This window comes from Streptosporangium sp. NPDC002524 (assembly GCF_040295985.1).
Taxonomy (GTDB): Bacteria; Actinomycetota; Actinomycetes; order Streptosporangiales; family Streptosporangiaceae; genus Streptosporangium.
Map to the genome: position 1 here is coordinate 275,213 of NZ_JBEOWK010000001.1, position 11,974 is coordinate 287,186.

11 protein-coding genes are annotated in these 11,974 nt (G+C 72.5%); 2 read left to right on the plus strand and 9 right to left on the minus strand.

The window, feature by feature from the left end:
* Positions 1–45: 45 nt before the first annotated feature.
* Entirely contained in the window at positions 46–828 is a 783-nt protein-coding gene (locus ABT053_RS01120) for an HAD-IIA family hydrolase (protein WP_350966767.1), read from the minus strand.
* A gap of 449 nt (positions 829–1,277) precedes the next feature.
* Positions 1,278–2,177 (minus strand): TIGR03619 family F420-dependent LLM class oxidoreductase, encoded by a 900-nt coding sequence (locus tag ABT053_RS01125; RefSeq protein ID WP_350966768.1) that lies wholly within the window; start codon positions 2,175–2,177, stop codon positions 1,278–1,280.
* A 57-nt stretch (positions 2,178–2,234) separates the two neighbouring features.
* Between ABT053_RS01125 and ABT053_RS01130 the strand changes: the two genes are divergently transcribed.
* The gene (locus tag ABT053_RS01130) at positions 2,235–3,341 is read left to right on the plus strand and encodes a phosphotransferase family protein (protein WP_350966769.1); all 1,107 of its coding nucleotides are present in this window, start codon (positions 2,235–2,237) and stop codon (positions 3,339–3,341) included.
* Between the two features lie 45 nt (positions 3,342–3,386).
* Positions 3,387–3,674 carry a TFIIB-type zinc ribbon-containing protein gene (locus ABT053_RS01135; protein ID WP_344745178.1) on the plus strand — a complete coding sequence of 96 codons (288 nt, stop codon included), beginning with the start codon at positions 3,387–3,389 and terminating at the stop codon, positions 3,672–3,674.
* 472 nt (positions 3,675–4,146) lie between these two features.
* On the opposite strand, the gene ABT053_RS01140 is transcribed toward ABT053_RS01135, so the two are convergent.
* The 7 genes from ABT053_RS01140 to ABT053_RS01170 all read right to left on the minus strand — a co-directional run bounded on the left by ABT053_RS01140 (position 4,147) and on the right by ABT053_RS01170 (position 11,925).
* Positions 4,147–5,124, minus strand: a complete 978-nt coding sequence (locus ABT053_RS01140) for a hypothetical protein (protein ID WP_350966771.1) — start codon at positions 5,122–5,124, stop codon at positions 4,147–4,149.
* A 92-nt stretch (positions 5,125–5,216) separates the two neighbouring features.
* Complete coding sequence (locus ABT053_RS01145; RefSeq protein ID WP_350966772.1) at positions 5,217–6,668, minus strand: bifunctional phosphatase PAP2/diacylglycerol kinase family protein; 1,452 nt, start codon at positions 6,666–6,668, stop codon at positions 5,217–5,219.
* Between the two features lie 343 nt (positions 6,669–7,011).
* Complete coding sequence (locus tag ABT053_RS01150; protein WP_350966773.1) at positions 7,012–7,797, minus strand: polyphosphate kinase 2 family protein; 786 nt, start codon at positions 7,795–7,797, stop codon at positions 7,012–7,014.
* Between the two features lie 256 nt (positions 7,798–8,053).
* Positions 8,054–10,072 carry a CehA/McbA family metallohydrolase gene (locus tag ABT053_RS01155; protein WP_350966774.1) on the minus strand — a complete coding sequence of 673 codons (2,019 nt, stop codon included), beginning with the start codon at positions 10,070–10,072 and terminating at the stop codon, positions 8,054–8,056.
* A 344-nt stretch (positions 10,073–10,416) separates the two neighbouring features.
* Entirely contained in the window at positions 10,417–11,058 is a 642-nt protein-coding gene (locus ABT053_RS01160) for a GTP-binding protein (protein ID WP_350966775.1), read from the minus strand.
* A complete protein-coding gene (locus tag ABT053_RS01165; protein WP_350966776.1) occupies positions 11,039–11,425 on the minus strand; it encodes a DUF742 domain-containing protein in 387 nt (128 codons plus the stop codon). The genes ABT053_RS01160 and ABT053_RS01165 overlap by 20 nt, the downstream gene beginning before the upstream one ends.
* Positions 11,422–11,925, minus strand: a complete 504-nt coding sequence (locus ABT053_RS01170; protein WP_350966777.1) for a roadblock/LC7 domain-containing protein — start codon at positions 11,923–11,925, stop codon at positions 11,422–11,424. The genes ABT053_RS01165 and ABT053_RS01170 overlap by 4 nt, the downstream gene beginning before the upstream one ends.
* Between the last annotated feature and the right edge of the window lie 49 nt (positions 11,926–11,974).

The following is an 11,974-nucleotide window of genomic DNA, read 5'->3' on the forward strand; positions in this document are numbered from 1 at the left end:
GCCCTTGCGCCGATCTCCCGCTTCGCCGATCGGCCGGGTGAGGTCCTAGTCGATCAGGTCGATCAGGTCGGCGACCGATTCGACCACCATGGACGGGCGGAACGGGTAGCGATCGACCTGGTCCCTGCTCACGACCCCGCTGAGCACCAGGATCGTGTGCAGCCCGGCCTCCATTCCGGAGACGATGTCGGTGTCCATCCGGTCACCGATCATGGCGGTGCTCTCGCTGTGGCCGTCGATGGCCCGCAGCGCGCTGCGCATCATCATCGGGTTGGGCTTGCCCACGAAGTAGGGTTCCACCCCGGTCGCCTTGGTGATCATCGCGGCGACCGCGCCGCAGGCGGGCAGCGACCCCTCGTTCGACGGGCCGACCGGGTCGGGGTTGGTGGCGATGAACCGGGCGCCGCCCTCGATCAGCCGGATCGCCCGGGTGATCTGGGTGAAGCTGTACGTGCGGGTCTCGCCGAGGACCACGTAGTCGGGGGCGATGTCGGTCAGGACGTAGCCGATCTCGTGCAGGGCGGTGGTGAGCCCCGCCTCCCCCACCACGTACGCCGAGCCGCCGGGGCGCTGGCCGTCCAGGAATCTGGCCGTGGCCAGCGCGGAGGTCCAGATCGACTCCGGCGGGATCTCCAGACCGGCCGCGCGCAGCCGTACGGCCAGGTCGCGCGGGGTGTATATCGAGTTGTTGGTCAGCACCAGGAACCGCTTGCCCGACTCGCGCAGGCGTCGGATGAACTCGTCGGCACCGGGCACCGGATGTCCCTCGTGGACGAGGACCCCGTCCATGTCCGACAGCCAGCACTCGATCGGCTTGCGCTCGTCCACCGCTATCCCCTGTTCCCGCTGGGTACGTACCGGAACAAGGATGGCAGGACCGGTCCGGTCACGCGTCATCAGACCCGTACATGCGGGGGAAGGGCTGGTCAGGCCGGGCCTCCGGCACATCGCGCGGCCCGCCGGACCCGTTCGCCTTCCTGTCCGTTAGCCGGGGCCGTCCGTCCCTCTGGTCGTTCGCCGGGTCCGTTCGCCGCCCGGCCTCCGGTGCGTCGTCGAGCCGCACCGGAGGCCGGGCGCGAATCCGCGTGCCCGGTCGAAGCGCGTCCACGTGCCTGACCAGGGCACAAGGGCACAGATAGTCACAGACCTTGATCAGACATGGGTGCTCCCAGCCCGATCAGGGCGCGGGGCCACGAGCCCGATCAAGGCGCGGGCCGCCGAGCCCGATCAAGGCGCGGGCCGCCGAGCCCGATCAAGGCGCGGGCCGCCGAGCCCGATCAGGGCGCGAGTGCCTCCAGGGCCGCCTCCGCCCTGCGCATCGACTCCTCGGGGTCGGCGTCGGGCGACCCGATCTCCGGGTCGAAGTTGAGGTCGTGGAAGACGTCGGTGACCCCCTTGGCCTCGAGTTCGCCGACGTCGCGGCGGATCTCCTCGAACGAGCCGGTCAGTGGTTCGCGCCCGGCCGCTCCCGGGGCCCGGACGCGGGTGACGCCCCGCGTGACGAAGCGCAGAGCCTCGGGGTCGCGCCCGGCGGCACGGGCCGCCTCCTTGACGACGGCGATCTTCTCGCCGATCCCGTCGAGGTCCTCCCGGCTCGAACTGATCCAGCCGTCCGCCAGCCGCCCCGCGCGCCTCAGCGCCACCTCGGCGGAACCGCCCAGCAGGATCGGCGGCGCGACGGAAGGCCTGGGCTCCTGGTGCACCGGGGGCAGCTCGTAGAACTCCCCCTTGTGCTCCACGGTCTCCTCCGTCCACAGGCGCCGCAGCAGCGGGACGTACTCCTCCGCGCGCCGCCCGCGCCGCTCGAACGACACCCCGGAGGCGACGAACTCCTCGGGCAGCCACCCCAGGCCGAGCCCCGCGTCCAGCCGCCCGCCGGAGACGGCCTGCAGGCTCGCCAGCTGCTTGGCCATCAGCGCGGGCGAGGCGAACGGCAGGTTGAGCACCGCCACCCCGAGCCGGACGCGGCTCGTCAGGCCCGCCAGGTAGGCGAGCGTGACCACCGGGTCGTGCACGCTGCGGTAACTCGGGCCCATGGCGTGGCCCTGCGGGTGGAGCAGGCGCTGGAAGGTCCACAACTCGTGGTAGCCGAGCTCCTCGGCCCCCCGGGCGACCCGCGCCATGTTCTCCGGCGTCGCCCAGGACCCCGACACCGGCACCGCGAAACCGATCCTCATACCTCGCACTTTATGCCGCCGGTCGGCGGGACCCGCGACCGGTGGTTCACTTGCCGGATGGACAGCGAGGACCTGATCGACGAACTGCGCCGGATCGGCGCCCGATACGGCGGCGTGCCCGGCACGGTGCTGCCGACCAGGCCGGACGTGATCATCGTGCGGGCCGGTTCCGTCGTGGTCAAGGCGCACGCGCCGGGGGCGGAGCGGGAACCGCTGGTGGAGCGGATGCGGGCCACCGCGCACCCGGCGCTGCGCGGGATCATGCTCGAACCGGTGACCGAGGAGGTCATGACCGCCGGGGACCGGCTGGTCACCGTCTGGCCCGCCGGTACGCCGGTGGACCACGCGGACCCGGACGCGGCGCCCTGGGAGGCCGCCGCCCGGCTCCTGGCACGGCTGCACGCCGTACCGGCGCGGGCGCTGCCCCCGCTGCGGGCCGCTGGGGGACCCGCGCGGGTGGCCGCGACCGTCGCCCGCCTGGGCGACCGCTACGCCGCCGAGCTGGCGGTGCGCCGGGCCTTCACCTGCCTGCCCTCCCTCTCCCCATCCGGTACGAACCCACCGGGCACGAACCCGCCAGGCACGAACCCGCCAGGTACGAACCCACCCGGTGCGAATCCCGGCGGCTCTCCCGGTACGGCCCCGGACGGCCCATCCGGCACGAACCCCGGCGGCCCCGCGGGGACGGCTCCCCACGGCTCCTCGGGGACGGCTCCCGGTGGTCCTCACGGCACGCCTCCCGGTGGCTTCTACGGCACGGCTCCCGGTGGCCTGACCCACGGTGACTGGCACATGGGCCAGATGGTCCGGGCTCCAGGCGAGTGGATCCTCATCGACATCGACGACCTGGGCGTCGGCGACCAGGCCTGGGACCTGTCCAGGCCCGCCGCCTGGTTCGCGGCCGGGCTGCTGGAACCCGAGGTGTGGCACCGTTTCCTGGGGGCCTACCGCGCCGCGGGCGGGATCGCCGTCCCGCCGGACGGCGACCCGTGGGAACGGCTGGAGATCCCGGCCCAGGCGATGACCGTGCAGCTCGCGGCGGCCGCGGTGGCCGCGGCCAGACGGGAGGGGCGTCCACTGGACGGGGTGGAGGAGGTGCTCGTCGAGTCCTGCCTCAGGATTGTCCGGCATCGAAGCGCCTGCCATAGTGTGCCCACGCAGTAGGTTGTGGTTACTCGGTTACCACGCCAGAACAAGGAGACCAGCCAGATGCAGTGCCCCAAGTGTCGGGGCGCCATGCGCACCTATGAGCGCAACGGCGTCCACATCGACCAGTGCGAGAGCTGTCGCGGAATCTTCCTGGACTACGGCGAGCTCGAGACGCTGACCCGCATGGAGAGCCAGTGGTCGCAGCAGTCCCACGCAGCTCCGCCGCCGCCCCCGCCGCCCGTGCACGGCGCTCCCGGCTACGGCGCTCCCGCCTGGGGTGCACAGCACCACGGCCACTACGGCCACCACCGCCAGCGCAGCTGGGTCGGGATGCTCTTCTCGACCTGATAGGCCGAGACGACACCGGGACCGCGACCTCGTCACGAGGTCGCGGTCTTCGCGTTCCCGGCGCCTCCCGGCCTTCGGCGTCCCCTGGTCCGTGACGCCCCTCCGGCAGGGCCGCCCCCTTCGGGAGGACACCTCGCGAAAGCCGACGGCCCGGGGAGGGACGAACGTGTCAGGGCGAGGTGAGACGCCCCGCGAGGGGAGTTTGACACGCGGGGCTACTGCCCCACCCGATCGCCCACGCGTCCGTCACAGGTCACCAGCCGCAGCCCCCTCGGCACCACACCACGTCTCACACCCCGCGAGGCCACGAACACGCTTCGCGCTCTCCACCGGCCACAACCGGCCGGCTCCGACTCGCGGACCGAGGACGCGGCCCCCGCGAGGCCCCCGGAGGCCGTGAGAGGCCCCCGTCGGGGAAAACGCCTCCGGGAGAGACGGTTCCAGGAAAAGCGCCCCCGGGAGAGACGGCGCGTCAGGTGGGGAAGTCGCCCGGCTTGACCTTCTTCGGCTTCACGGTGCCGCCGGTCACGGCGTGCAGGGTGATCGTCCAGTCGGTCCAGCGGATCTGGGTCGCGGTGTGGACGGTCCTGAACCGCACGGACTTGCCGAACTGCTCGAAGGCGCACGACCGGGTGAAGGTGCGCGCCTTCGCGTCCCAGTCCTGGCCGAGGGTGTAGTAGATCTTGTAGCTGCCGTCCCGGACACCGCGGATCTTGAAGTTGGACTTCCTGCGGACGTACACGGTGACGGCCTTCTTCTTGCCGCGCACCAGGACGACGACGGCGTCCTGCTTGGTGCCGTTGCGCAGCTCGAGGTAGGCGCGGCCCGTGCGTCCCTCGGAGGCGATGAACCTGCCGTTGGACAGCCTGCGGTCGCGCTTCTTGGCCGCCTTGACCGGGATGACGCTCGCCGGATACCCGCTCAGCGTCTTGGCGACGTCTTCCACGTCGGACAGCTGGTCCGCCTCCGCCATGCCGGTCAGCACGGCCGGGCCGGTGCACACCCGCTGCTCCTCGGCGTCCTGGCGGGCGGTGTCGAAGGAGGTCCGCAGCCGGCCCAGAGCCTCGACGTAGCTGTCGTGCTGGGTCTTCACCTCGGCGGGAGGCGCCAGCGCGGACAGCCGGGTCACCGCGCCCTCCACCGCGCCGGAGGTCTTCTGCAGCTGCTTGCCGAGGGTCTTCAGGCCGCCGGTCGTGGCCAGCTTCTTCACCGCGGCGCGCACCGGCTCGCGCGCCTCCTCCAGCTCTGCCCGGTACTCGTCGGACGTCAGCGTCACGGCGGCGGGCGGCCCGGTGGGAGACGAGGAGCCTCCGCCCTCCGATCCCTGTCCGGCGCCCACCGTGCCGCCCGCGGTGGCCGGGCCGACCACGGGCTCGCTCGGAGACGGGGTGCAGGCGGTGAGGGCCACCAGGGTGACCACGGCACAGGCGAGCAAACGGGGGGGAGTCACCTGCACAACTATCGCCGGATCGATCACTGGGCGTCAAACAGTGCCCGGGAATCGGCAATCTCTGACAGTACGGCCGAGACGCCGCCCGGAACTCAGCCGGCCGGCCGGATCACGAGGAGCGACCGCGGGCGTTTGGTGAACTCCACCTCGCCCGTGACCGTGAACGTCTCGCCGTCGCGTGCCAGCGACAACCTTCCCGAGGGCGCGGAGACACGCAGCGTGTCGGCCTGCCACTGCTGGTAGTGGCGTGACAGCTTCACCCGTCCGGCCAGGAGGCTGAGGAACACCCTCAGCCGGGGCAGCCGGTCGGCCGCGGCGAGCACGCGGATGTCCAGCAGGCCGTCCTCCAGGCGTTGCCTCCTGGCGGGGGCCCCGCCGCGCGCCCCGTAGCGGCAGTTGCCCACGAACACCATCCAGACGCGCCGGGGCACCCCGTCCACGACGAGGTCGACGGGTTGCGCGCCCCCCGGGCCGAGCACCTCGGCCATCGCCCAGAACAGCGCGGGCAGCTTGCCGATCCGGCCCTGCCGCCGCTCCCTGCGCTCCACCAGCGCCGGGTAGAAGCCCACGCTGGCGGTGTTGACGAACGTCCGGCCCGCGACCTCGCCGACGTCGACGGCCACGAGGTCGCCGCTGCGGTACGCCGTCACGGCCTCCTCCGGGGTCTCCACCCCGAGCGCGCGGGCGAACTGGCCGCGTACGCTCGCGGGAACGACCAGCAGCGGGGTCGCCCCGCCCGCCGTCTCCTGGGCCGCCAGGTTGACCACGGCGTCTCCCCCGGCCACCGCGAGCACCTTGGCCCGCGAGGCGGCCTCCCGCACGGCGGCCCCGAGGTCGGCGCCCGGCGCCACCTCGACGACCTCGGCCCGGGGCAGGGCCTCGCGCAGCGCCTCGGCCGTCCCCGCGACGGCGTCGGCGGAACCGTCGACCACGGCGACCGTCCCCTCGCCCTCCTGGTCGAGCCGCGCGGACGGCGCCGTGAGGGCGGCGCGCGCCTGCCCCGCCTCACCGGCGTCGGGCCAGATGCGACGGGTGATCAGCCCCGCCGCCACGCCGATCCCGGCCCCGGCGAGCACGTCGCCGGGATAGTGCACGCCGGTGTAGACGCGGGAGAAGCAGACGGCCGCCGCGAGGAGCGCGACGGGCACCGCGACCGCGCGGGGCGCCTCCAGCGCCACGGCCGCGGCGAAGGCTCCGGCCGAGGCGGAGTGGCCCGAGGGGAACGACGCCGACGCGGGCATCTTGATCAACCGGGCGAGCGGGAGCCCCTCGGCCGACGGCCTGCTCCTGCGGAAGGCCTGTTTGCCGACCAGGTTGACCAGCGGGCTGGCGAGGCTGACCGCGAGCAGCCCCCTGGTCGCGGCCCGACGCAGCGGCCGCCGCCCGCTGACCGCCAGCGCCCCCGCCACCCCGGCCCACAGGAGCGAGTTGTCGGCCGCGCGCGACAGCGCGGGTACGACGCGTTCGAGACCGGGCAACCTCGCGCCCGCCACCATGGCGAACACCCGCCGGTCCAGCCTGCTCAGCCGCGACCCCAACCGCATGCGCCGCACCCTCCTGCGATGAAGAAAAGCAATGACGAGCCGCGACGGCCGAGCGCCACGACGAACCGCCCACGACGAACGGCGATGACGAACGAACGGGCAGCCATTCGATTCTGCCGCGCGTCCCGGGGTCCGGGGCGTTTCCGCCGCTCCCATACTTCTCACCGGAACGGCGCGAAACGACACCGACACCGACACCGAGACCGACGCGGACACCGAAGGCACCGGCACCGGCGTTGTCACAAACGCAAGCACTGGTACTGGTACTGGTACTGGTACTGGTACTGACAGCAGCGATGCCGATGCCCACTACGCCTGCGCCTGCGCCTGCGACACGGCCTCGCTACTCGTCGGCGGCGGCGCCCGCCGGGGAGGAGGTCACCGGCTCGTGGCCCCTGGCGGCGAGTTCGGCCTCGATCGCGGCGCAGACGGTCTCCGCGACCGTGACACGGGCCAGGCGCTTGTCGTCGCCGGGGACCACGTGCCAGGGCGCCTTCGGGTGGTCGGTGCGGTCGAGCATCTCCTCCACCGCGACCTCGTACTGCGGGCGCTTCTCACGGTTGCGCCAGTCCTCGTCGGTGAGCTTCCAGGCCCGCAGCGGGTCGTCGGCCCGATCCTGGAAGCGCTTGAGCTGCTCCTCCTCGGAGACGTGCATCCAGAACTTGACCATGATCATGCCCTCGGCGGCGAGGGTCTGTTCGAACTCCACGATCTCCCCGTACGCGCGGGACCACTGCTCCTCGGTGGCGAAGCCCTCGACCCGCTCCACCAGCACCCGGCCGTACCAGGAGCGGTCGAGCACGGCCATCCCGCCCCAGCCGGGCAGGACCGGCCAGAACCGCCACAGGAAGTGGTGGCGCTTCTCGTCGTAGGTCGGCGCGGCGAACTGGGCGACGCGGACGTGACGCGGGTCGAGCGGACGCACCAGCCGCTTGATGGCCCCTCCCTTGCCCGAGGCGTCCCAGCCCTCGAAGACCACGCACAGCGGCGGGCCGATGCGCTGCTCGCCGACCTGGCCGCCGAGCGTGAGCCGCAGGCGGAGCAGGCGGTCCAGAGCGGCGTCGAGGCGCTCGGAGGCGTCCTTCTTGGAGAGCTTCTGCGACAGGTCGACCTTGGAGAGGCGGTTCATGCCGACAAGCCTCGCATGTCCCGGCCCGCGAGCGGTCCGGGCATGCGGTCCAAGCGTGCGGTCCAGGGCACGCGGTCCGGGCATGCGGTCCGATCGCACGGTCCAGGGCGCGCGGCCCAAGCGCGGTCCAGATACGCGATCCAGGTACGCGATCCAGGTACGCGGTCCGGGCAAGCAGCCCAAGCGCGCGATCCGGGCACGCGGTCCCGGTGAGCGGCCCGTGGCACGTAACCCGTGGCCCCGCCGTCGTGTGCCGTCAGGTCAGGCGGTCCCGGTAGACCTGCCTGGCGCGGCCGATCAGGGCGAGGTGGTCGGCGAGCTGCCGGGGGGTCTCGAAGGTGCCCTCCTCCCGCAGCAGCTCCTCCAGGGCGTCCAGCCATTCCAGGCACCAGCCGACGTCCTCGGCCCTGGCCACGTGACGGCCGCCCACGTCGAGGTAGACCGGGCTGGTGTGGGCGTACACCTCGCCGGTGAAGGACCGCTCGTGCGGGCCGCCGGTGGCGAGGGCGACGACGTAGGTGGGGGCGCCGACGGCCAGTTCGGCGGTGAGCTCGCCGGGCGGCCCCTCGGCCAGCACGCCGTCGGCGGTGCGGATCTCCAGCCGTTCCACCTCCGGGCCGACCGACCGCGCGGTGACCGTGACCCGCTCCCCCGGTGACAGGTCCAGGGTGGCGCCCGGGCCGTGGCCCGCGACCGACAGCTCCAGCCAGGGTCCCGTGGTGCCGAAGGTGCGGCCCCGCCTGACCGCCTCGGCGAACGAGGCGGCGGTGAGCGGCCCGTCCACCCGGGCGTAGACGCGCGCCCAGCCGGGCGGGTTGGACTGGTTCCCCCGCCGGGCGAAGGAGACCATCGCGTCGGTGCCCGCGGTGACCGCGATGCGGTTGCCCGCCCCGATCAGGCGCCGGTAGACGGCGGCGGTCGCGGTGATCGAGGTCTGGCTGAGCACGTCCAGGGTGTCGACGAGGCCGAGCGCCGCGTCGGCGACGATCTCCCGGGAGGAGCAGTTACGCCCCCACTGCAGCGCCTTGTCGGGTCCGTCCGTGTCGGTGAAAGGGTTGTGGAAGGGGTGGCTGTAGCCGGTGACGGCCCCCAGGCCGCGGAGCTCCTCGCAGGCGACGCTGTTGGGCGGCCAGTCGGCGGTGCCGAGGAAGCCGGTGTGGAAGCGCGAGGGCGGGGCCGAGACCCCGAAGGCGTAGAGGTGGCCGAGCAGGTCGTTGCGGTACTCGACGCCGATCCTGGCCACGTGGGAGGCGTCGGACCAGGGCAGGTCCTTCCCGGCCCAGTGTTCGAGCGCCTCGGAGTCGTAGACCCGCTCGGAGGAGACGTTCCCGGCGACCAGGTTGAGGACGTGCAGGTCCTCGCCGTGCTGCATGATCCCCGCGAGCCCGGGCGTGCCGACCATGTCGCCCGCCCAGTTGAGGTGGACGTGCATGTCCCCGCCGTACCAGCCGAGGGCCGCCGCGTCGTAGAGCCGCTCGGGGGTCAGCTCGACGAGGGTCTCCCCGTCCGGCGCGGGGGTGACCGTGACCTGGGCGGAGCCGTACTCCATGCCCCTGGACACCCGTACGGTGAGCGTCTCGGCCGGGACGTCCAGGACGAGGTCGTCGCCGTGGAAGTAGGGCAGCACGTGGTAGTCGTGCCGGTCGGGGGCGCCTTCGGGGTACCAGCCCTGGCCGTGCTCGCCGTACACGCTCCACTTGCAGGGGAAGCCCGCGCGCACCCGGAGGCGGGCGGCGGGGGCGGGGCGGGTCAGGGGCGACAGGTCTACCGGCACGCCGTCGGCGACCACCTCGCTCCGGCTCGTGATCTTGATGAGCCGGGCGCCGCCGGGGCCGACCACGTGCGCCCGCCCGTCCACCAGCACGGTGGCGGGTCCTGACCTGGTGGAGTCGACCAGCAGCGTCGTGCGCAGGGGCCTGCCGTCGAGCACGGCCTGCGCCCGCGCGCGCAGCGCGGTCCCCCCGTCGGTGAGGCGGAGCGCGGCGAGGTTGTCGAGCACCCTGCCCGCGAGGACGCCGCGCACGACCTCGTCCATGTCCAGCTCGTCTAGGCGGTCCCTGAGCTCCTCGAACGGCGCCCCGGGATAGCGGGCGCCGAGCATGCCGTAGCAGACTTCCCAGAAGCTCGTCGTGCCCATCAGGTAGGCGTCGGTCGCCATGGACTTGACGTAGAAGATGGGGTCCTCGCCCCAGGTGACCCCGTGCTCGTCCAGCAGCGCCCGGTACTCCCCGAGGGCCCGCGCGACGGTGAGAGGAATGTTCGGATCGTCACACATAGGTTTCCCCGCAGGGTAGGACGCCAGGTGATCGCCGCTATCGTGGCACGCCGGATACGGGGTGCCGCGCCAGGGCGTTCGGTGGTGAGGGATTCATCCCTACCGGAGGGGTAAAAGCGCTCCCGGAGCGGTGATGATCCTCCCCGGAAGGCCCCACCGGGCCGACGGGCCACCGCCTGCCCTGGGGAAACGCGCCGCCTGCCCCGAGCTACCTGCTCTGCGGGAACGCGCCGCCCATCCCGGACTGCCTGCTCCGGGAAACGCTGTCTATCCCCGGCTGCCCGCCCTGGGGAACGCGCCGCCTACCCCGGGCCGCCCGCCCCGGGGGACGGGCCGGCGAGGGGTCAGCGGGCGGCGGTCTGTCCCGTTGGGGGTTCGGCGCCCGACGGCCGGGACGTCGTGCCCAGCCGCATCCGCATCGCGTGCTCGACGAGGGTGATGAGCACCTCCTTGCCCGACTCCCGCTGCCTGGCGTCGCACAGCACGATCGGGATGTCCTCGTGCAGGGTCAGCCCGAGCCTGACCTCGTCGAGCTCGTAGCGGCGGGCCCCGTCGAAGCAGTTGACCGCGACGATGAAGGGCGTCTCGCGCCGCTCGAAGTAGTCGAGCGAGGGGAAGCAGTCGGCCAGCCTGCGGGTGTCGGCGAGGACCACCGCGCCCAGCGCGCCCAGCGCCAGCTCGTCCCAGAGGAACCAGAAACGCTCCTGTCCCGGCGTGCCGAACAGGTAGAGGCGGTAGTCGTCGCCGATGGTGATGCGGCCGAAGTCCATGGCGACCGTAGTGGTCTGCTTGGTCTCCACGCCGGAGAGGTCGTCGACGCCGATACCCCGGTCGCTCAGGGTCTCCTCGGTGCGCAGCGGCTCTATCTCGGAGACCGCGCCGACCAGTGTGGTCTTGCCCGCGCCGAACCCGCCCGCGACCAGGATCTTGATCGCCTTGGGCAGCTTCACGCGCCCGGCGTCGCGACTAGAGCGCACGGAGTCCATCGAGCACCGCCCTGTACAGCCTCTCGTCGTGCATGTCCGTCTCCGAATGCGGTTCTTGCATGGCGATGAACCCCTGGTCGAGCAGGTCGCTGAGCAGGACACGGACCGTGCCTGCCGGAAGGTTCGTGTGGGCCGCGATCTCCGCGACCGACTGGGCCTGCAGGCACAGCCGCACGATGGCCAGGCACTCCGGGTCCAGCCCCGGTTCCCTCGACGAGACCTGCCGGATGGTCACCACCAGGGTGATGAGGTCGAACCGGCCGCGGCTCGGTTCGGTCCGGCCCCGCGTCAGGACGTACGGCCTGACGATCGGCCCCGCCTCGTCGCCGACCCACTGGGACTCGGGCTGCTCGTCGAAGATGCTCATCGTGTGCCGTCGCCCCTGCGGGAGTCGCCCCTGGGGGAATCTCCTCTGAGGGAGTCGGCCCTGTGGGCGTCACCCTTGGGAGGGTCGCCCCTGAAGGAGGATTCGGCCGTCCTGGTGGGCGAGGTGAGGTACTGCCCCACCCGGGTGACGAGCATGGCCATCTCGTAGGCCACCAGGCCGACGTCGGCCTCGGCGCCGCAGAACACCGCGAGGCACGCTCCCTGCCCGGCGGCGGTGACGATCAAGTACGCCGTCCGCATCTCGATGATGGTCTGGCGCATCGGCCCGCCGCCCACCCGGTCGCTGACCCCGCGGCCCAGGCTCTGGATCGCCGATCCGACGGCGGCCAGATGCTCGGCGTCGGCCGGGGAGAACCCCGCCGACGCGGCCAGCAGCAGGCCGTCTGTGGAGAACACGATTCCGTGCTGAGCTTCCTCCACCCGCGAGACCAGGTCGTCCAGCAACCAGGCCAGGTCCGTGAAGGATCCTGTTCCCTGCACCACTCGTTGTCCTCTCCTTCTGCCTGCCGACTGTCACGTCGCCGGTTCC